This window comes from Mucilaginibacter aureus, from assembly GCF_053514885.1.
In genome coordinates, this window is the sequence record NZ_CP170601.1 from 178,401 (window position 1) to 200,194 (window position 21,794).

Genomic DNA, 21,794 nt, shown 5'->3' on the forward strand with positions numbered 1-21,794 from the left:
TTAAATTTCAGCAAAGGTACGCATTGCGGGGCGGTTAATTGTAATGGCAATGTATTATCATTGCGATAATTACAAAGTCGTCAGTATTTCATTAAATAAATCATGTTTAAAACAAACCCAACTGCCCCTTGTCGTCAATATCTATGTCATCCGGGTTGGTTATTTCAAAATCCACCTTCTTAACCGGCTTATCTTCGGATACTACAGGCGGTACAGGTTTTTCTGTAACCGGCTCTGGTTGCTTTTCAACTACCGGCTTTTCTTCTGTCGCAGCTTCGTCACTATCGGCTATTGATGCCGTTTCGTCGTCCTTTACGGGAGCAACAGGTGCTGGTGATATTGCCGCTTCCTCCTCTTCACCATCCTCCGCAACATCTGTCTCTGTAACATCTGCAACCTCTTCTTCCTCGGGTTCTGGTTCGGCTATCAGTTCTATACTCTTAATTTCGTGCGGCGATAAGCGGTTGCCCTGTGCCTTCATCCCTTTTACATCAATGGCATCGGTAAGGTTGATCTCAACAGTTTCGGGCGTTAGCGATTTGCCTTTCAGCTGATCTACTTTTACCACAGGTTGTGCTGAGGGTGATATAAGCACCATTTTCGAACCTGGTTCATCGCTGATAAAGCTTACCGGTTTACCAATAACCTGCTGTTCAAATACAAAACGTTTTACGTAATAATTTTTCGATTTGCCTTCAAAGTGAATCACCGCGTATACCTTTTCCGGATCGTACTTTTGTATCAGCACCATTTTATCATCAAAATGGTTAGTAAGGTCAAAGCTGGTCAGCTCGTACACCCCGGTGCTCAATACGGTTAATATCTTATCGTCGCCATCAAACTCGCCCAGGTATTTACCGCGCGCGTCAACGTTTAAACGTTTCAAAATATCATCGTACCAAATCTTTCGTCCGGCTAAGGTTGACACACCTTTTGATTTCAGGATGATCTTTTTTACCGGGTATTTGGTAACAATATTCCCCATCGAGCTACGGCCTTTAATGGCTATCTCAGCAAAATCCTGATCGAACTGTAATTTCTTTAATTTAGAATGTGGCTTTAGCTGAATGTTGACTATCTCGGCCTCGCCGTTAGGGTTAGCGCTGAAATATAGTGTACGCGATCCTTTGGTGCCTTTGGTCAGGTCGTATTCCTTATCGCGGGTAACGCCCATTACCGAAAAGCGTTTGATATACGCCGTGCCGTTGCCGCCATCTTTATAGATCATGTTGTAAACGGTGCGCTCATCGTTCTTTTTAAACACGCCGACGTGTAGGATCTCTTTACCCACAAACACCTTATCCTGCACTTTGGTTACCACACACTTTCCATCCTCGCGGAATACAATGATCTCATCCAGGTCAGAGCAATCGCAAACAAACTCGTCTTTCTTTAAGCCCGAACCAATAAAGCCATCGGCACGGTTAACATACAGTTTAACATTAGCCAATGCCACCTGCGCAGCTTCCACCCTATCAAAGGTGCGCAGCTCAGTTTTACGCTCACGGCCCTTACTGTATTTGTCTTTCAGTTTCTGAAACCAGGCAATGGCGTAGTCATTCAAATGCTTTAAATGGTGATTAACCTCTTTGATCTCGTTCTCCAGAGCCTTCATTTGCTCATCGGCCTTTTTAACATCAAAGCGGGTAATGCTGCTCATCGGTTTATCGATCAGCTTTTTATAATCTTCGGCTAATATTTCCCGGTAAAACTGTTTAAAAAATGGTTCGAATAAAGTATTTAATACCACAACTACGCCTTCAAAATTTGCAGAGGTTTCGTAAGCCGGGTTTTTATACATGCCTTCCTGGATGAAGATCTTTAACAGCGAACTAAAGAATATTTTTTCTTTCAGGTCGTTTAACCGGATCAACAACTCCTGCTTAAGCAGTTCTTTGGTATGATGCGTGCTTTCGGTAAGCATATCATTCACGCTCATAAAGCGTGGCTTATCGTCGTGTATCACACAGGTATTTGGCGATATGGATACCTCGCAATCCGTAAAGGCGTATAGCGCGTCGATGGTTACATCGGGCGAAATACCCGGCGCCAGGTGGATCACGATCTCCACATCTTTAGCTGTATTATCTTCGATCTTTTTGATCTTGATCTTACCTTTATCGTTAGCTGCTATTACGCTATCTATCAAGCTGCCCGTTGTGGTGCTGAAAGGGATCTCGGTAATAGCCAGCGTTTTTTTATCGCGTTCAATAATGCGTGCCCTCACGCGGATCTTACCGCCACGCTGCCCGTCGTTATAGTTTGAGGCATCGGCTAAACCACCGGTAGGGAAATCGGGCAATAAATTTGGACGAACGCCATTGAGCACCGCGATGGATGCATCCAGCAATTCGACAAAATTATGCGGTAATATTTTGGTGGCTAAGCCTACGGCAATACCTTCGGCGCCTTGTGCCAGCAACAGCGGGAACTTTACAGGCAGGGTAATAGGTTCGCGGTTACGCCCGTCATAACTTGATTGCCAGTCGGTAGTATCGGGGTTAAAGGCAACCTCGAGCGCAAACTTTGATAAACGCGCCTCGATATAACGCGGCGCAGCGGCCGAGTCGCCGGTTACCGGGTCGCCCCAGTTACCCTGGCAGTCGATCATCAGGTTTTTCTGCCCTATCTGCACCATGGCATCGCCAATAGAAGCATCGCCATGGGGGTGATACTTCATGGTGTTACCAATTACGTTGGCGGCCTTGTTAAAGCGGCCATCGTCCATCTCTTTCAACGAGTGCAGTATCCTACGCTGTACCGGTTTTAAACCATCGTAAATATGGGGTACGGCACGGTCTAAAATTACGTACGATGCATAATCGAGGAACCAGTTTTCGTACAACCCGTCGAGCGAGGTGATGTTATGGAGTTTGTCGTTATCGTTTGGGCTTTGTTCTTCGCTCATCCTTTACCTTAAATTCAAAATAGATGGGTAAAGATAAGGCTTAACTACAAATTTTAGCAGGGAAATTTATTCACATTGGGGTGTAAATAGTGAATAAATAAACCTTTTATTGTCATTTCGAGCGAGCATGGCCGGGGATTGCGGGAGAGAGCGACGAGAAATCTTTACCAAGCTGCAATCTTCCTACAGATTAATCATTTCCCACTTCTTTATTTAGAAATATCCAATCAGGATTGGTAAACTCTATCAGTTTATCTTTTTTCTCACGGCGCCATTTCTTTATCTCTTTCTCCCGGGCAATCGCATGATCGATATGTGTAAAATGTTCGTAATACACTAAAAGGTAACAATGATATTTACCCGCAAACGATTTATTAGTACCGGAATTTTCCAAATGTTGATACAAGCGGACGTTCAAATCATTTGTAATTCCTACATATAATGTGGTTTTATCAGGATTGGTTAAGATGTATACGTAAAAGTTGTAGTTTCTCATTCCAATGGATATAACATAATCTGCATAGTTGGTATGTCTATCTGTAAAGATTTCTCGTCGCCCCATTGCACAATGCCTACCCATGCTCGCTCGAAATGACAATTCTGATTGAACTCACATCTTTTCCTTCTTTAATGCCCTTATCATCTGCCCGTAATCCATGCGGCGGGCCATAGCATTTACGGTGTTCACTACACGTTTAACGCGGGTAGGTTCGGTTTTGGCGCTTTCGATCCATTTTACAAAGTAATCGCGGTGACTTTTGGCCAAACTCATAAAAAACGCCAGTGACTCCGGATCTTCGTCCAAACACTCCTGCAGATCATCAGGTACTTCTATTTTAAAGTCAACATCTTCTTCAATAACCACGCGCACCATGGCCCCTTCTTCTTTATGGATAGCTTTTCGTACATCCGCCTTGAGCGCCATAATAAAAGCGCCATCGCCCATAGGCATTAAGGCCATACCCTTTACGGGGAAAGCATCGAGCATACCCCTAACGCGAAAAGATTTTTTATTATCCGGCTTAAGCTGCTGCGCAATATCGGCAGGTATATCCAGGTATCGCCAGCCTGTTTTTTCGCCCTGGTCGCCAAATTTGAGTATGATGGTGGTAAAATCAACCATAAAATAAATATAGGGTGCCGCCCTGGTTGCAACAAATGTTAATACGATAAAAATTTATTCCGTTTTCACCGACGTAAACCTGCCGCTTACCGAGTTAATTGTTAAATGTTTGTTAAATCGGTGAAAAAGGCGGTAACGGCTGTAACGTTATTTTATTGGTGGCGTCTTATATTCAAAACAACAACAAAATAAGTAAAACATTCTAAATCAAAAAAATCATGAAAACTCTAAAAACAATCGCCTTAGCCTTAATATTAGTAGTAACCTTTGGCGCTGCAAAAGCAAACACCACTAAAGTTGATAACGAAGCCCTAACTGTTAACCACGCTGTTAACACTTATGTAAACGCCATGGCACACGGCCAGGTTAGCGACCTTGCAGCTGTTATTGATGCCGACGCAAAATTCACTATGCTGCGTGGCAAAAAAATGTTAAGCTTCACCAAAAACGAGATCCTAAGTTCGGTACAGGAAAACGAAAATGTTGACCAGGATTGCGTAACTACCTCATCGGTAAGAGAAAGCAACAACGATTTAACCGTAGTTAAAGTTGATATGAAATACAACGGTTTTACCCGCACCAACTATGTTACTTTAGCCAACACTACCGATGGCTGGAAAATTACCAACGTATACTCTGTGTTTAAATAATAAATAGGTTAGTTTTAAGGTTAATACCAAGGCGTTTCGGTTATCCGGAGCGCCTTTTTTTATTTCAGCCTGTTTTCAAAAAACAAAAACGGCAAAAAGCTTTGCACACCGCTGGTTTTCCATATCTGCCCTTTTTGGCAATACAGCATTACATCAATAGCTTTCCCCTGCATGTTTTCGCATTCGGCCAAAACCTGCAAACAGGCGCCGCAAGGCGTTACCGGTTTCAGCAATTCAAAATTATCGGTGTGCGCAGTTACGGCGATACTCTCGATCGGGTCGTCCGGGTGATTTGCACCCCAGTGAAACAGCGCCACACGTTCGGCGCAAAGCCCCGATGGGTAGGCAACGTTTTCCTGGTTGCTGCCATACAATATTTTACCGCTCTGTAAGCGTAGCGCTGCTCCTACCCTGAATTTTGAATATGGCGAGTGCGATGTGGCCAAAGCTTTTACCGCTTCAAGGCATAGTGCCTTGTCCGGTTGTGATAACTCGTCGATATGGTTGTATTCCTCAAAAGCTATTTTTATTTCTTTACTGATCATGTATCAAAGTCCCGGCCCCGATCGCAAAAAAACGGGGATAATTTTTAAGTGTATAAAAAATCCCCTTGCTTTAAAAAACAAGGGGATACAATATAGGGACTTTTTATTAATAACAAATAAATTACTGCAATTAAACTGCTACCGGAAGCGGGTCCGGTTCGGCTATTGTTGGGTTGATGCTTTCATCATCCTTTTCAACACGCAAATTGTTGACAATGTGCATTTGCCTGTCGGGTGTGTTTTTACCCATAAAATACTCCAGCAATCCCTTAATGTTGGCATCTTTCAGAATAACCGGGTCAAGGCGGATATCTTTACCAATAAACAAACCAAACTCTTCGGGCGATATCTCACCCAAACCTTTAAAACGGGTTATCTCGGGCTTGATGCCTAATTTGGCAATGGCGTTGCGGCGCTCTTCGTCGCTGTAACAATAAATGGTTTCTTTTTTATTACGCACCCTAAACAGCGGTGTTTGCAGTATGGATACGTGCCCGGCTTTAACCAGGTCGGGAAAGAACTGTAAAAAGAAGGTCATGAGCAGCAAGCGGATGTGCATACCGTCAACATCGGCATCGGTAGCTATTACGATGTTATTGTAACGCACATTATCAATGCCATCTTCAATATTCAAGGCGTGCTGTAGCAGGTTAAACTCCTCGTTTTCGTACACTACTTTTTTGGTTAGCCCGAAACAGTTTAGCGGTTTGCCCTTTAAGCTGAATACGGCCTGGGTCATCACATCGCGCGATTTGGTGATCGAGCCGCTGGCCGAGTCGCCCTCGGTGATGAATAAGGTAGTTTCCTGCCGGCGCTCATGCTGATCATCAAAATGCACTTTGCAATCGCGCAGCTTTTTGTTGTGTAACGATGCTTTTTTAGCACGCTCGTTGGCCAGTTTTTTAATACCGGCAATATCCTTACGCTCACGTTCCGACTGTAAGATACGTTTTAATAAGGCATCGGCTGCAGCCGGATTTTTATGCAGGTAGTCATCAAGTTCTTTCTTTAAAAAATCGTTGATAAAGGTACGTACCGTCGGGCCTTCGGGGCCTATGTTTTGCGAACCCAGCTTGGTTTTGGTTTGCGATTCGAAAACCGGCTCTTGCACCTTAATGGCTATAGCCGATACGATGGACGCGCGGATATCCGACGCATCGAACTCCTTTTTATAAAACTCACGGATGGTTTTAACCACCGCTTCGCGGAAAGCAGCCTGGTGCGTACCTCCCTGTGTAGTATGCTGGCCGTTAACAAATGAATAGTATTCTTCGCCGTATTGCTGGCCGTGTGTCATGGCTATTTCAATATCCTCGCCTTTAAGGTGAATGATAGGGTAGCGCAGGTTTTCGGCATCTGTTTTTTTAGTTAACAGATCGTAAAGGCCCCTTTCGGAGAAAAACTTAGTACCGTTGAAGTTGATGGTTAAGCCTGAGTTGAGGTATACATAATTCCAGATCATGTTATCCACAAACTCCGGGATAAAATGGTAATGACGGAAAATTGTATCGTCGGGCGTAAAATTGATCGCAGTACCATTGCGCTGTGTCGTTTCCTTTTCGGGCTCTTCGCGCACCAGCTCGCCTTTGGCAAACTCGGCAATTTTAGTTTTACCATCACGGTATGATTGTACGGTAAATGAGTTTGACAAGGCATTTACCGCCTTGGTACCTACACCGTTTAAGCCCACAGATTTTTGAAAGGCTTTGCTATCGTATTTACCGCCTGTATTGATCTTGGATACACAGTCGATCACTTTACCCAAAGGTATACCACGGCCATAATCGCGCACGGAAACCTTTTGATCGCCCATATTGATATCGATAGACCGGCCCGCCCCCATCACAAACTCATCTATCGAGTTATCTACAATTTCTTTCAGCAAAACATAGATACCATCATCATAGGCAGAACCATCACCTAACTTACCGATATACATACCGGGGCGCAGGCGGATGTGTTCTTTCCAGTCTAACGACCGTATACTATCATTATCATAATTTACATTTTCAGCCATTTTACAAATATAGCAGTGTTAATTGATGCATGGGGCAATAGTACTCCACATCGTGTTAATATCCCCAAAAATTGTAATGAATTTTAGTTTACGTTAGTTGGTAAACCTCAAGCAATCCTTCAGCTTGTTGATATTTTTAAAAAAACCGGGGCCGCGCTCGTTGCTAAAGCAGGCAACACAAATATTGCCGTAATGATTTTTTTGCAGTACAACCAGCAAACCATATTGGTAATGGTTGGGATTTGTTTCGGGAGAGTCGGCCAGGCTAAAAAAATAAGAACGCCCCAGATCTGCGTTGTATTCCTGCAAGATACTTTCGGGTACCCCCCGGCTAAAAAACCGGTTATCTCCGGCAAGGCCTTTTACTTCGGCGGTAGCAATTTTAGCGTACAACGAATCCGGATTGATCCTGTCACCCTTGCCTTTTTCAAAATTTTTCCACTCAGTTTTTATCGAATTTACTTGAAAACGTGCCTCAAAATCTACATCAGGCAGTTTTAAAGCATAATGGCAAACAAATTTATCATTAGCAACGGGTTTTACTTCATTAAAACCATCCGGAAGAAGAAAAGTTGCATTTATATTGGCTAATAGATCGCGAAAGAGCTTTAAATCACGCCCTGGCGGCTGAATTTGCTGACCAATGGCTGCCGGTATAAAAATAATCAGGGATAAAAGCAGGAAAATAAAAATACTTACTTTTTTAAATATCATCTTTCGGAACACACAGATCAGTTTGAGTAATTGCTCAGTTCAAATTTAAACTATTATTTTAGAAAAATAAATTCGTCTAAACAAATTTGAATATATGAGTATCAAACCAAGGTTAAACCGCTTCGACCTGACGATGATCGTGATCAGCCTGGTAATAGGTATGGGCATTTTTGCCAACCCCAGCGAAGTTGCCGTAAGGGCGGGCAGCAGTTGGATATTTTTTGGTGCCTGGATCTTCGGCGGACTGGTTACGCTTTGCGGCGCCCTCACCTTTGCCGAAATTGGCGCACGTTACCCGGCTGCGGGTGGCTTTTACAAAGTATTTTCGTACTGTTACCACCCGGCTTTTGCGTTTATGATCAACTGGGTGCTCATCATCAGCAATGCGGCATCGGTAGCGGTGGTGGCCATTATTGGGGCCAACTATATTAACCCGGTATTACTTCCTGCTCAAATGCAATCGGCTTTGTGGGTAAAAATTGTGGCTTTTGCATCGGTACTTATTTTATATGTGCTTGCCTTTTTAGGCATTAAGGTAAGCGCCCGCACCCAGAATTTGCTTACGCTGTTTAAGGTGCTGGCCATTGCCGTGTTATGTACCGCCATTTTCATGCACGATGACAGCCATGTAGTTGTAACAGCGATACCGCACACCGGCGGCCTGATCACAGCGCTGGGATTAAGCCTGGTGCCCATCTTTTTTACTTATGGCGGCTACCAGCAAACTATCAATTTTGGTGGCGATATCATCGAACCTAAGATCAATATCCCAAAAGGAATAAGGGTAGGTATCGCTGTGGTGATCTTTTTGTACCTGTCAATCAACTTTGCCTATTACAAAATTTTAGGTTTAGGCGGCTTACAGCAAACCACTACCCTGGCAGCAACTATGGCAGGCGTGATATTTGGCAGTATTGGCTCCAAAGTAGCATCGATATTGATGTTTGCTTCGGTACTGGCTTACATTAACGTAAATGTGATGGCAAACCCGCGGGTATATTACGCCATGAGCGAGGATGGTATATTGCCCTACATCTTCCGCAAGGTAAACCCCAAAACGCAGGTGCAGGAGTTTGGCGTGAGTTTTTTTGTGTTAAGTATTTTAGTTATCCTATTTTTTGCCGACAGCTTTCGCAAGATGCTGGACTACGTGATGTTTTTTGACACCATCGGGTTATCGCTGGCGGCGCTGTCGATCTTTATCCTGCGTAAAAAAACAAAGCAGATGGACGGAACCGGCATCTACACCATTAAATGGTTCCCCTGGGTACCATTGATCTTTATCCTGTCGTACTGGTTTGTTACTATCAATATTTTTGTGAATAATCCGTTTGCGGCGGTAATTTGCTTAAGCACCTTTGCTGTTGGATTAATGATTTATTATGGTAGTACTTATTGGAATAAAAGAGCGAATGGAAACACAGAACGATGATTTGTTACGCTATAAGCGCATATCTTTATACTTTTTAATTTCTGAGGTTATAATACTTTGTTTGTGGGTATTTGAAAATTACAGAATTTTAAATGTAGTTACCGATCCGGAAAATCAGGGCGCTGCTGTATTTCCCTTTGAAATATTTTCATTGATGTCAATTACTGTGATCGCCTATATTCTCTTTTCGATTGTAGTAACATTGATCATCAATCGTAAACTTACGCGAATGACGCCTGTTAAAAACTTAGGCACTAAACTGCTTCTTATATTTATTTTTACAATCATTCCAGCAACGGCATTAACCTGTTTTCTTCATCTCCTATCCAATTAAATTCATGGACATATCTTACATATTGAATGAGCTTGGCGAAGAACGCGAAAAATATTTTAACGCGGTATCGCCACCCATTATCCAAACCAGCAATTTTACTTTTAACACAGTAGCAGCTTTTCGCGATGCGCTTACCGATGAGTATGAGCATATGCTTTACTCGCGCGGGGGCAACCCTACCCTCAATATTTTGCGCCAAAAACTGGCAGCTTTAGATGGCGCCGAGGATGCCCTGGTGTTTAGCAGCGGCGTGGCAGCAACAGCCATACCTGTACTGGCCTTACTGAAACAAGGCGACCATGTGATCTGTGTGCAAAACCCGTATAGCTGGACAACAAAACTCTTTCGCGATCTGATGCCTAAGTTTGGTGTTGTCTGTACCTTTGTTGATGGTACGGAGGTTAAAAATTTTGAAGAAGCGATACAAGATAATACCCGGCTGATCTACCTGGAAAGCCCTAATACCTTTAGCTACGACCTTCAGGATATAGAAGCCATTGCCAAACTGGCTAAACCGCGAGGCATTATTACCATGATAGATAACTCATACTGCGGACCACTTTACCAGCAGCCCATTGCTATGGGAATAGACCTGGTAATGCAAACGGCTACCAAGTATATTGGCGGGCATTCGGATGTGGTGGCCGGTGTGGTTAGCGGCAGACGCGACATGCTGAAAAAGATCTTTGAACACGAGTTTATGACCATCGGCGCAAGCCTGTCGCCGCACTCAGCATGGCTGCTGCTTCGTGGGCTACGTACCCTGCCTCTGCGCCTCAAACAAAGTTTTGAAAGCACTATGGTGATTGTTGAATGGCTGAAAAAGCATCCCAAAGTAGGCCAGGTAATATGGCCCTTTAACGCCGATTTCAACCAATCCGCGTTAGCAAAAAAACAAATGAGCGGCTGCGGCGGACTGTTTAGCTTTACGCTGAAAAACTCATCGGTAGCCGGTATCGAGACTTTTTGTAACAACCTTAACCATATCCTGATGGCGGTATCCTGGGGCGGGCACGAAAGTTTGATCATCCCGGCAATTGCCAGTATACCTGTTACTGATTATGATGCGGCAAACCCGCGGCATCAACTGATACGCATGTATGTTGGTTTGGAAGAGCCGGAGTATTTGATCAAAGATCTGAATGAAGCACTAATGCTCACGAACTAAGACCAATTTCACAATTAGTTCGGCATTATCCGTTAAATTTGAGCCGCTCCTAATTAATTTGTGATAGTTAGCATCTTTTTATACTCTTCATCACTTACATTAAGTATGCTTAGCGTAAAGTAATGCCCCTCCGTATTACCGGCGAGCAATAGTTTTCTGGATATTTTTGAAAGATAGCGATTGGTGTCAATGAGTTTCCAGTGAAATCGTTTTTTATCAAGCATTACTTTGAATATTTTTTGATAGCAAGAGTCGCAATCGAAATTTATTTTTTCGGACACGCATTTACCATACCGACTTGTTTTGTCTATACTGCAATGTATTTCAATTGGCCGATACTTATTATGGGTAATTAGGGTAAGAGATGTATCTGTTTCCTTCAAATCATAATCGCTCTTTTTAAAACCATAAGTGATCCAAATTTTAGTGCCGCTTTTATCCCGACCCGGAAGTACTTTTTGCGCATAGCTGACGGAACAGATAGTAAATAATAAAACAAGTGCTGACAAAATGGTTTTCATAGCAACAATTGATTTAAAAAAATGACGCATCCCGTTACCTAAGATACGCCATTTTTAATAGTGGAAATCTATTCGTATTATTTATTTTCTTACACTCACCTTATATACCGTAGTACTTGTAAAAGTTTGACCAGGCCTTAATACCGTGTTAGGGAATGTTGGCTGGTTTGGCGAATCGGGGTAATGCTGTGTTTCCAGGCAAAACGCAGTGTGCTGATTGATCGGTTTACCGGCATCGGTTTTTAAAGTACCATCCAAAAAGTTACCGGTATAAAACTGGATAGCAGGCTGGGTAGTTAATACCTCCAGCTGGCGGCCGCTTGTGGCGTCGTAAACTACAGCTGCCTGGTGCAGTTTGGTGCTGTCGCTATCGTTCAGCACAAAGTTATGATCGTAACCAACAGGCTTGCCCGGCACCTCGTTAATGTGTGCGCCGATTTTTACCGATTTGGTCAGATCGAATGGAGTACCTTTTACCGGTTGTAATACGCCGGTCGGTATGAGATCGGCACTAACCGGTGTAAAACGGTCGGCATTGATCTGGATCTCCTCGTCCAGTATGGTATTTTCAGGGTTACCGCTCAGGTTAAAATAACTGTGGTTAGTTAAGTTTATCGGTGTGGCTTTATCGGTGGTAGCGGTGTACTCTATCTTCAGTTCATCAGCATCTGTTAAAGTATATTTAACGGTTACCTTTAAATTACCCGGATAGCCTTCTTCGCCATCTTTACTTAGGTAAGTTAACGTTAGCGATGGAATGGTATCGGTAACAGGTTCCGCGGTCCAGATCACTTTATCAAAACCTTTAACCCCACCATGCAAATGGTTGGTATGGTCGTTAGTGGCTAAAGTATAGGTTTTGCCATCCAAAGTAAATTTGCCTTTGGCAATACGGTTACCGTAACGGCCGATCAACGCGCCGAAATAAGGCACTGCCGGGGTGTATTTTTTAGCGCTGTCAAATCCTAAAACTATATCTTCTTTTTTGCCGTTTTTATCCGGTGTTATCCACGATGTTACCTTACCGCCATAGTTAGATATTTTTACCACTACTCCATTTTTATTGGTCAGGGTATACAAGTCGACAGCGCTGCTGTCTACCTTATCCCATGCTGCTTTGGTAATTCCTGCTTTAACGGCTTCGGTTGCTGTTTTTGTCATACACGATGTAAAAATTGAGCCTGCTATCAATATACCTGACAGGCCGCTCAAAATTATTCTTTTTTTCATGATTTTTTTATTGGGTTTTAATTGATCGGTTTTTCAATGATAGATAAATTCTGCTAATAATTACCGGGTTATTTTAGTTCTAATACCACAACCGAATGCGGCGGGATATCGGTTACCAGTTCATCGCCTTGTTTTTTAGCATTGGTAAACGCTGCTATTTTTATCTTTCCCGGGTTTTCGAAGGTGTTGATATCGGTAACATTGGCCGAGGTTAAAATTTGCCCGGTAACTGTTTTCCAGTTTAATCCAGCTAAAGCGGAATGGATGTTAATGCTTTTGTTGTTATCAATATTCACCAGCGAAATATGGATGGCATTATTGGCATCAACAGACGCGGAAACATTTAAGGCAGGCAGTTTATTGCCGCCAACCTCATAATCGGGCGATTCAAATTTAACCGGAAGATACTTCGCGTCCTGGTGTACCTTGTACAGATCGAACACATGGTAGGTTGGTGTTAACAGCATTTTCTCTTTATCGGTCAGGATCAAAGCCTGCAGCACATTGATAGTTTGTGCCAGGTTGGCCATTTTAACACGCTCGCAATGATTATTGAATATGTTTAACGTTGATGCAGCTATCAAAGCATCGCGTAAGCTGTTTTGCTGATATAATACGCCGTGGTCGCCCGGCTCAGGGTCGGTCCATATTCCCCACTCGTCAACCACCAAAGCTACTCTCTTATTAGGGTCGTATTTGTCCATAATGGCCGAGTGTTTGGTTACGATCTCGTCCATCTCCAAACAATTTTTCATAGTGGCAAAGTACTGCGTCTCATCAAAATTGGTTGCCGAACCTTTTTTGTTCCAGTTGCCGGTAGGCAAAGTATACCAGTGCAGGGTAAGGCCCCACATGCGGTTCCCTATCTGTTTCATGCACACATCGGTCCAGTTGTAATCTTTTCCGTTCGATCCGCTGGCTATGCGTTTTAGCGGTGTGCCGGGATAGTCGCGGGCATAAGTAGCATACCGGCGATAGTTTTCGCTGTAAAACTCAGGCGTCATATTACCGCCGCAGCCCCAGCTCTCGTTACCTACACCCCAAAAAGTTACTTTAAATGGCGCCGGGTGCCCGTTGGCTTTACGTAGATCGGTGATGGTGGTTTCGGCGCTGCAGTTGAGGTACTCCACCCATTTGGCCATTTCTTCAACGGTGCCGCTGCCTACGTTACCGGCAATGTAGGGTTCGGTATGCAGCAGGTTGCACAGCTCTAAAAACTCGTGGGTGCCGAAGCTGTTGTCTTCGCTTACGCCGCCCCAGTTGGTGTTGACCATTTTAGGGCGCTGTGCGCGGGGGCCGATGCCATCGCGCCAGTGGTATTCGTCGGCAAAGCAGCCGCCGGGCCAGCGCAGGTTAGGTATCTTGATCTTTTTTAACGCTTCAACAATATCCAGGCGGATACGGTCCTGCTTGGCTACGGGCAGTTTAGGGTCAACCCAAAAACCACCGTAAATACAGCGGCCCAAATGTTCGGAGAACTGGCCGTAAATATGTTTGCTGATGGTCAATTTAGAATCATCAGCAGTGATGGTGAGTTTAGCCGTTGATTGGCTATAGCTTGTGTAGCACAACATCAACGGAAGAATAAGTAACAGAAAAGGTCTTTTCATAAAAAAATTATTGGTTAGATAAATGAAAGGATTGGCGGCCTTTCGGGAAACTAAGATAGAAAGATTTTAAAATAAACGTCGGTTTAACAATTATTTTTTGTGATAATAAAATAAGGGGCATTTGGAGTGCTTCTGTTTTTTTGTATTAATTTGTTACTTTTATCAATTACATTCCTGCGATAATATGAGTAAATATCCTCAGCAAAAACGAATGCTGATAGCCATCGATTGTATAGTTTTTGGCTTTGACGGCGAAAATTTAAAGCTATTGCTGATACAGCGGGCCATCGAACCTGAAAAAAATAAGTGGAGCCTGATGGGCGGTTTTGTTGAACCCGATGAAAGCATTGACGATGCCGCCAACAGCATCCTGAAAAAACTGACCGGGCTGGAAGGCGTTTACCTGGAGCAGATGCAGGCATTTGGCGAGGTAAAGCGCGATCCGGGAGAACGTATTGTAAGTATTGCCTACTTCGCACTGATAGATATACATCAATACGAACAGCAGATAAGCCACGACTACCATGCCGAGTGGTTCCACATGGACCAGATACCCGCGCTGATATTTGACCATAACCAAATGGTTGACACGGCCCGCAAAAAACTGCGTTATAAAGCTGCCCTGCACCCTATCCTATTCGAACTTTTGCCCGAGAAATTTACTATCCCGCAATTGCAAAGCCTGTACGAAGGTATTTACGACAGCGTGTTCGATAAACGCAATTTTAGCCGTAAGATATTATCGACCGGCCTGTTGATCAAGCAGCAGGAAAAGGATAAACTAAACTCGAAAAAAGGGGCGTTTTATTATAAATTGGATAAAGGCAAGTACAACGAGAACTTCCACGCATTTTTAAATTTGATACCTAATCCTGATCATTTGCAGCTGGTGTAAACGCTTGCACTGAGTTAGTTGAAGATAAACAGCTTTGTAGATAAGTTAACAATAACTTATTATCTTACTTAATAAAATATTGCTATTTTTAACCCATTAAGCAAATGACACGGCTTTCTGATAATTTACTAAACTCATGCGAAACACCGAAAGCTCGATCAATCAAACCAAACCTTCTCTTAAAACCTGGACCGAACCCCAGATCATTTTAATAAGCACCAATCAAATTAATGCAAAAAACATCCCGCAGGTGCACGAACACACCGGGCACTATGTAACTTTGCCTTCTGTCAGCTATAGGGCAAAAGTAAATGATGCAGGGTCGAAGGTTGTCAGCCTCACGTCAGGTGGTGTTGTAAAGCATCATGTCTCTTCCCTGGCGTCGTAAACCGGAGTATGTCTGCAAAGACACCTTTTCCGGTAACTTCTTAAGCAACTTAATATCGAATCCGGATCATTTGCAGTTGGCATAGAATCTCGAAATTACCATTACCAAATTCGCAATCAAAAACCGCAAAAGGTGGGTATTTGTCGGTATTTTGTAGTGATTTTTCTACACCACATTATCAAATTCGCAATATTTAGAAACTTCGGGCATCGCGCCCAATTCCTTAAATATACGCAATTTTTAGCAAAAAAACCGCTCTCAGAGTTATAAAATCCAACCTGTTTGTAAGGTAAATCAACCACGGACGACACAAAGAAGGCCTAAGTACACAGCGCTTTGCTTAGCTGTTTAAGACTTTTAAAATCTCCGTTATCTCTGTGTCTTCAAAACCTTTGGGCTCTCTGTGGTTAAAACTCAGATCTAAGTATCTCCAATCCCATGCAAACATCCTACAATAATTACCCAAGCCAATACAGTAAATAATTGGCCAAAAATTTCCGAATCTGAAAATATAAGTGTTATTTAGACACGAAAACCAATTATGCAAATGGATACTTATGTTATTGGCGTCGACTATGGCAGCGATTCTGTACGCTCCGTAATCGTTGACGCGCAAAATGGCCGCGAACTGGCGTCTTCTGTATTTTATTATCCCCGCTGGCAGCAGGGCCTGTATTGTAATGCGCCGCAAAACCAGTTCAGGCAACACCCTTTAGATTATATTGAAGGTTTAGAAACCACCATAAAAGATTGTATCGCGAAAGCAGGCGGAGCAAATATCGCTTCGGCTATCAAAGCCATCGCGGTTGATACCACCGGCTCCACTCCTGTCGCGGTTGACGAAAACGGTACGCCATTAGCGTTATTGCCCGGATTCGAAACCAACCCGCACGCCATGTTTGTGTTGTGGAAAGATCATACCGGCATCAAAGAAGCCGCCGAAATAAACGAGCACGCTACAAAATTTGAGACCAATTACCTGCAATATGTAGGTGGCATCTACTCGTCGGAGTGGTTTTGGGCCAAGCTTTTACGCACTTTACGTGCCGATGAGCCGGTGCGCAATGCCCTTTACAGCTGGGTTGAGCATTGCGACTGGATTCCGTTTTTACTGACCGGCGGCACTAAGGCTTCCGAAATTAAACGCGGCCGCTGCTCTGCAGGACATAAGGCACTTTGGGCTGCCGAATTTGGCGGGCTGCCGCCGGATGAGTTCTTCTCATCCCTCGACCCGTTATTGACAGGCATCACCCAAAGATTATTTAAAGAAACTTACACCTCCGACGTTCCGGCAGGTAATTTAAGTGCCGAATGGGCGCAGCGTTTAGGCCTGTCAACAGATGTAGTTGTAGGCGTAGGTGCTTTTGACGCGCACATGGGCGCTGTTGGCGGGCAAATAGAGCCTTACCATTTAAGCAAGGTAATGGGTACCTCAACCTGCGATATCCTGGTTGCCCCGACCACCGACCTGGATGGCCAACTGATCAAAGGTATTTGCGGACAGGTAGATGGTTCAGTAATACCGGGCATGCTGGGTATGGAAGCCGGGCAATCTGCCTTTGGTGACACTTATGCCTGGTTCCGTAATCTGCTGGCCTGGCCGCTGCAAAATTTATTATCGCAATCAACTTTGATTGATGCACAAACCGCAGGTGCTTTACGCGACGAATTGACCGGCAAGATCATAGCCGAACTAAGTAAACAAGCTGCATTATTGCCACTCGAAGAAAGCAGCGAGTTAGCTGTTGACTGGTTCAACGGCCGCCGCACGCCGGATGCCAACCAGGAACTGAAAGGCGCTATCAGCGGTTTGGGTTTGGGCAGCGATGCGCCGCGTGTATTTAAAGCTTTGGCCGAGGCTACCTGCTTTGGCGCTAAAAAAATAGTAGACCGCTTTATCAGCGAAGGTGTGCCGGTAAAAGGTATCATCGGTGTAGGCGGCGTGGCCCGTAAATCGCCATACATTATGCAGATGATGGCCGACGTATTGAATATGCCGATCCGAATCCACAAGCACGAACAAACCTGCGCTATGGGCGCGGCTATGTTCGCGGCAGCGGCAGCGGGCATTTACCCTAATGTTGAGGCGGCAATGACAGCCATGGGCAGCGGTTTCGACATGGAATATTTCCCTCAGCCGGAAACCCAGGCTATTTATACCAAACGTTACGACCAGTACAGCAAACTGGGCGGTTTTATCGAACAACAAGTAAAATAACATGAGCAAGTATCAGCATATACAAGAGGAAGCTTACCACGCCAATATGGAATTGCCAAAGCTAAACCTGGTGATCTTTACCTTTGGTAATGTAAGCGCGGTTGACCGTAGCTTAGGTGTTTTCGCCATCAAGCCAAGCGGCGTACCATATGAGGACCTGACACCCGAAAGCATGGTGATCGTTGATTTTGATGGCAATACCGTATCGGGCAAACTACGCCCATCGTCGGATACCAAGACCCACGCCGTTTTATACAAACACTGGGACAGCATTGGCGGCATCGTTCACACCCATTCAACCTATGCTACGGCCTGGGCACAATCACAGCGGGATATCCCAATTTTCGGCACTACGCATGCCGATTATAATACGGTAAACATTCCATGCGCGCCGCCAATGAGCGACGAGATGATCAAAGGCGATTACGAATATCAAACCGGTTTCCAGATCATTGAATGTTTGCAGGAAAAAGGCATGAGCTATAAAGAGGTGGAGATGGTATTGGTGGGCAATCATGCACCATTTACCTGGGGCAAAAATGCACACAAAGCGGTACATAACAGCGCCGTTTTAGAAGCAATAGCCCAAATGGCTTTGTTAACCGAACAAATAAACCCTAATGCTCCGCGATTAAAGGATGCTTTGATCAATAAACATTACGAGCGCAAGCATGGCGAGGGAAGTTATTACGGACAATAGTCCGGAGACCGGAAGTCGGAAAGTCCGAAAGATGAATTGAGTCTGAAGTTGGGAAGACTGAAAGATTGAAGAATAGAACAGAATCTTACGGACTTGCGGACTGCGGACTTACTGACTAATATGCGTTAGCGATTGCAGCGGATACCGGCCCTTCGTGGGGCTCAGGGCAAGCCCGGTGGCTAAGGCCCGTGCAGTATGAGCGTAAAGCGCAGGCCGCAGGCAACGCCCTGATAGAGAATAAAATTATGAAGGCACAAATGTACCATCCAGGAAAATGTATTACCGACAGGCTTATTGTTTCGGCACCTTTCATTCTATTCTTATTTTTCAACTTATCAGTTAATACTGTCAAAGCCCAAACTACCGACTTCCACAACTGGGCGCCAACACCACCGATGGGTTGGAACAGTTGGGATTGCTTTGGGCCTACAGTGGTTGAAAGCGAGGTAAAAGCCAATGCCGATTATATGGCCAAACATCTCAAAAAGTTTGGCTGGGAGTATGTGGTGGTGGATATCCGCTGGTATGTGGGTAACGATAAGGCGCATGGTTATAATGAGAAAGACCCGGACTATGTACTTGACGAATATGGCCGTTTTCAACCTGCTGTTAACCGTTTCCCTTCTGCTGCAGCAGGCAAAGGGTTTAAGCCATTGGCCGACTATATTCACAAAAAGGGATTGAAGTTCGGCATCCATATGATGCGGGGCATCCCGGTTGAGGCCGTGAAACGCAACCTGCCGATACTGGGCAGTAAAGCTACCGCCAAAGATATTTACAGCCCGGACGGGCAATGTAAATGGCTGCACGATATGTATACCGTGGTTGGCGGCAGGGATGGCGCGCAGGAATATTATAACTCGTTGTTTGCGTTATATGCCAGTTGGGGATTGGATTTTGTGAAGGTGGACGACCTGTCGCGCCCGTACCACACCGACGAGGTAAACATGATCCGTAAAGCGATAGATCTTACGGGTCGAAAAATTGTATTAAGCACCTCACCGGGCGAAACGCCTATTGAAAGTGCTACTGAAGTGCAGCAGCATGCCAATATGTGGCGCACGGTAGATGATTTTTGGGATAACTGGAAAATGCTGAAGGATCATTTTACCGTGTTCGAACGCTGGAACCAATACCGTATTCCGGGTGGCTGGCCTGATGGCGACATGCTGCCTTTGGGCAAAATTGGCATCCGCGCCGAGCGTGGTAATCCCAGGATGACAGCCTTTACCCATGATGAGCAATATACGCTGATGACGCTTTGGGTAATGTTCCGGTCGCCGTTGATGTTTGGGGGTAATTTACCGGATAACGATGATTTTACCTTGTCATTATTGAACAATAAAGAGGTGATGAACATTGTGAAGAATAGCGCGAATAATAAAGAGTTGTTCCGCAACCAGCATGTGATTTGCTGGGTGGCCGATGACCCAAAAACCGGCGACAAATATGTGGCCCTGTTTAACCCTGCTGATAATGCCGAACCTGTTAAGGCATCGGTTAAATTAAGCGAACTGGGTTTTAGCTCGGCTTGTAAGGTGAAGGACCTATGGACGCAAACAAAGCTTGGCACTTTTAACGGCGAGTTTGCTGTGGATATTAACAAACATGGCGCAGGACTGTACAGGGTGAGCGGAAAGTAGTGAGCAGAGGTTGAATGGAACAATTAAGTTGAATAAAGTTTAAAAAGTATATAAAACTATAACAATGATAGATCTGAAAACATTTGAGGTTTGGTTTGTGACCGGCAGCCAGGACCTGTACGGCGAAGAAACCCTGAAACAGGTTGCTGAGCATTCGCAACAAATAGCAAAAGCTTTTGACAACTCGGCACAAATACCTGTACGCGTGGTTTTTAAGCCAACGGTAAAATCGACCGAGGAGATTTATAGAACCCTGCAGGAAGCCAACACTACCAAAAACTGTATCGGCATTGTAGCCTGGATGCATACCTTTTCGCCGGCCAAAATGTGGATCAACGGCTTAAAGATCTTACAAAAGCCAATGCTGCACCTGCACACGCAGTTTAACAGCGATATACCTTGGCAAACCATCGATATGGACTTTATGAACCTGAACCAGAGCGCTCACGGCGACCGGGAGTTCGGTTTTATTATGAGCCGTATGCGCATTAACCGCAAGGTAGTAGTTGGGCACTGGCAGAGTGCAGAAGTACTGGAGCAAATTGGCGCCTGGACCCGCGTTGCAGCAGGCTGGAACGACTGGCAGGGCGCGCGTTTTGTACGCTTTGGCGATAACATGCGCTATGTTGCCGTTACCGATGGCGATAAAGTAGAAGCAGAATTGAAATTTGGCTACTCGGTTAACACACACGGTGTTGGCGACCTGGTGAAAGTGATCAACGCCATCAGCGATGCTGAGATCGATAAACTGACCAAAGAATACGAAGAGTTGTATGCCGTGGTACCATCATTACGCAAAGGCGGCGATCAATATGCGTCTCTGCGCGAAGCTGCTAAAATTGAATTGGGTATGCTGGCCTTTTTAAAGGATGGCAATTACAAAGGCTATACCGATACATTTGAAGACTTGCACGGTATGGCGCAACTGCCGGGTATTGCTTCGCAGCGTTTAATGGGCAAAGGTTACGGTTTTGGCGGCGAGGGCGACTGGAAAACATCGGCACTCGTTCGTGCCATGAAGGTGATGGGCAGCGGTTTGAAAGGCGGCAACTCGTTTATGGAGGATTACACTTACCATTTCAATCCATCAAACCCGATGGTTTTGGGATCGCATATGTTAGAGATCTGCGAATCAATAGCCATGGGTAAAGCCAATTGCGAAATACACCCCTTAGGCATCGGCGGCAAAGCCGATCCGGTGCGTTTGGTATTTAACGTGGATGGTGGCTCTGCATTGAACGCTTCTATCGTGGATATGGGTAACCGTTTCCGCTTATTGGTTAATGAGGTAGAGGCAATTGCACCGAAAGAAGCACTGCCTAAACTGCCTGTTGCCCGCGTATTGTGGAAACCACTGCCTGATATGAAAACCGGCTGCGCGGCCTGGATACTGGCCGGGGGCGCTCACCACACCTGCTATAGCCAAAACCTGAGCAGCGAGCAATTAGTTGACTTTGCCGAAATGGCGAATATTGAGTGTGTACTGATCAATAAGGATACTACGATACACCAGCTTAAAAATGAGTTGAGATGGAGCGAAGCAGCCTTTAAGTAGAATCAAGAGGCAAGATTCAAGACTCAAGATAAATTTCAAAGCCCTTTCGTTGGATGACGGAAGGGCTTTTGTGATATAGATGGTTATTCTATTAAGAACAGGCCCCTCAAATTACAGCTATCTGTCAGGTCCGCACTTGGGCA

Annotated in this window: 19 protein-coding genes; 10 read left to right on the top strand and 9 right to left on the bottom strand. The window is 44.7% G+C overall.

The window, feature by feature from the left end:
* Window positions 1-106: 106 nt before the first annotated feature.
* The 3 genes from ACFGVR_RS00860 to ACFGVR_RS00870 form a co-directional block, all read right to left on the bottom strand.
* A complete protein-coding gene (locus tag ACFGVR_RS00860; RefSeq protein WP_448700457.1) occupies window positions 107-2,908 on the bottom strand; it encodes a DNA gyrase/topoisomerase IV subunit A in 2,802 nt (933 codons plus the stop codon).
* A 190-nt stretch (window positions 2,909-3,098) separates the two neighbouring features.
* Window positions 3,099-3,404, bottom strand: coding sequence for a GIY-YIG nuclease family protein (locus tag ACFGVR_RS00865; RefSeq protein WP_448700459.1), 306 nt, complete (start codon window positions 3,402-3,404; stop codon window positions 3,099-3,101).
* Window positions 3,405-3,518: 114 nt separating this feature from the next.
* The gene (locus ACFGVR_RS00870) at window positions 3,519-4,031 is read right to left on the bottom strand and encodes a YdeI/OmpD-associated family protein (RefSeq protein ID WP_448700461.1); all 513 of its coding nucleotides are present in this window, start codon (window positions 4,029-4,031) and stop codon (window positions 3,519-3,521) included.
* Between the two features lie 218 nt (window positions 4,032-4,249).
* Here ACFGVR_RS00870 and ACFGVR_RS00875 point away from each other — a divergent pair, with 218 nt between their 5' ends.
* Window positions 4,250-4,681 carry a nuclear transport factor 2 family protein gene (locus tag ACFGVR_RS00875; protein WP_448700463.1) on the top strand — a complete coding sequence of 144 codons (432 nt, stop codon included), beginning with the start codon at window positions 4,250-4,252 and terminating at the stop codon, window positions 4,679-4,681.
* A 59-nt stretch (window positions 4,682-4,740) separates the two neighbouring features.
* Here the strand turns inward: ACFGVR_RS00875 and ACFGVR_RS00880 are convergent, their stop codons facing one another.
* The 3 genes from ACFGVR_RS00880 to ACFGVR_RS00890 all read right to left on the bottom strand — a co-directional run bounded on the left by ACFGVR_RS00880 (window position 4,741) and on the right by ACFGVR_RS00890 (window position 7,957).
* Complete coding sequence (locus ACFGVR_RS00880) at window positions 4,741-5,226, bottom strand: cytidine deaminase (protein WP_448700465.1); 486 nt, start codon at window positions 5,224-5,226, stop codon at window positions 4,741-4,743.
* A 130-nt stretch (window positions 5,227-5,356) separates the two neighbouring features.
* Window positions 5,357-7,243, bottom strand: coding sequence for a DNA topoisomerase IV subunit B (locus tag ACFGVR_RS00885; protein ID WP_448700467.1), 1,887 nt, complete (start codon window positions 7,241-7,243; stop codon window positions 5,357-5,359).
* A gap of 93 nt (window positions 7,244-7,336) precedes the next feature.
* On the bottom strand, window positions 7,337-7,957 hold the full coding sequence (locus tag ACFGVR_RS00890; RefSeq protein ID WP_448700469.1) for a hypothetical protein: 621 nt from the start codon (window positions 7,955-7,957) through the stop codon (window positions 7,337-7,339).
* 94 nt (window positions 7,958-8,051) lie between these two features.
* On the opposite strand from ACFGVR_RS00890, the gene ACFGVR_RS00895 reads away from it, so the two are divergent.
* From ACFGVR_RS00895 to ACFGVR_RS00905, 3 genes are read left to right on the top strand one after another with little or no spacing between them, the layout of a single operon-like run.
* Entirely contained in the window at window positions 8,052-9,389 is a 1,338-nt protein-coding gene (locus tag ACFGVR_RS00895) for an APC family permease (RefSeq protein WP_448700470.1), read from the top strand.
* On the top strand, window positions 9,370-9,723 hold the full coding sequence (locus ACFGVR_RS00900; RefSeq protein ID WP_448700472.1) for a hypothetical protein: 354 nt from the start codon (window positions 9,370-9,372) through the stop codon (window positions 9,721-9,723). Before ACFGVR_RS00895 ends, ACFGVR_RS00900 begins: the two co-directional genes overlap by 20 nt.
* A gap of 4 nt (window positions 9,724-9,727) precedes the next feature.
* Entirely contained in the window at window positions 9,728-10,891 is a 1,164-nt protein-coding gene (locus ACFGVR_RS00905; protein WP_448700474.1) for a trans-sulfuration enzyme family protein, read from the top strand.
* 53 nt (window positions 10,892-10,944) lie between these two features.
* On the opposite strand, the gene ACFGVR_RS00910 is transcribed toward ACFGVR_RS00905, so the two are convergent.
* From ACFGVR_RS00910 to ACFGVR_RS00920, 3 genes are all read right to left on the bottom strand, one after another.
* Window positions 10,945-11,412 carry a hypothetical protein gene (locus ACFGVR_RS00910; RefSeq protein WP_448700475.1) on the bottom strand — a complete coding sequence of 156 codons (468 nt, stop codon included), beginning with the start codon at window positions 11,410-11,412 and terminating at the stop codon, window positions 10,945-10,947.
* Between the two features lie 81 nt (window positions 11,413-11,493).
* Window positions 11,494-12,642, bottom strand: a complete 1,149-nt coding sequence (locus ACFGVR_RS00915) for an aldose epimerase family protein (RefSeq protein WP_448700477.1) — start codon at window positions 12,640-12,642, stop codon at window positions 11,494-11,496.
* Window positions 12,643-12,710: 68 nt separating this feature from the next.
* Complete coding sequence (locus ACFGVR_RS00920) at window positions 12,711-14,252, bottom strand: alpha-N-arabinofuranosidase (RefSeq protein ID WP_448700479.1); 1,542 nt, start codon at window positions 14,250-14,252, stop codon at window positions 12,711-12,713.
* Window positions 14,253-14,436: 184 nt separating this feature from the next.
* On the opposite strand from ACFGVR_RS00920, the gene ACFGVR_RS00925 reads away from it, so the two are divergent.
* The 6 genes from ACFGVR_RS00925 (at window position 14,437) to araA (ending at window position 21,651) form a co-directional block, all read left to right on the top strand.
* Window positions 14,437-15,147, top strand: a complete 711-nt coding sequence (locus ACFGVR_RS00925) for an NUDIX hydrolase (RefSeq protein WP_448700481.1) — start codon at window positions 14,437-14,439, stop codon at window positions 15,145-15,147.
* Between the two features lie 136 nt (window positions 15,148-15,283).
* Entirely contained in the window at window positions 15,284-15,535 is a 252-nt protein-coding gene (locus ACFGVR_RS00930; RefSeq protein ID WP_448700482.1) for a hypothetical protein, read from the top strand.
* Window positions 15,536-16,076: 541 nt separating this feature from the next.
* Window positions 16,077-17,753, top strand: coding sequence for a ribulokinase (locus ACFGVR_RS00935; protein WP_448700484.1), 1,677 nt, complete (start codon window positions 16,077-16,079; stop codon window positions 17,751-17,753).
* 1 nt (window position 17,754) lies between these two features.
* The gene (locus ACFGVR_RS00940; RefSeq protein ID WP_448700486.1) at window positions 17,755-18,453 is read left to right on the top strand and encodes an L-ribulose-5-phosphate 4-epimerase; all 699 of its coding nucleotides are present in this window, start codon (window positions 17,755-17,757) and stop codon (window positions 18,451-18,453) included.
* Window positions 18,454-18,698: 245 nt separating this feature from the next.
* Window positions 18,699-20,096, top strand: coding sequence for a glycoside hydrolase family 27 protein (locus ACFGVR_RS00945; protein ID WP_448700487.1), 1,398 nt, complete (start codon window positions 18,699-18,701; stop codon window positions 20,094-20,096).
* Between the two features lie 64 nt (window positions 20,097-20,160).
* On the top strand, window positions 20,161-21,651 hold the full coding sequence (gene araA, locus ACFGVR_RS00950; RefSeq protein ID WP_448700489.1) for an L-arabinose isomerase: 1,491 nt from the start codon (window positions 20,161-20,163) through the stop codon (window positions 21,649-21,651).
* Window positions 21,652-21,794: the final 143 nt, after the last annotated feature.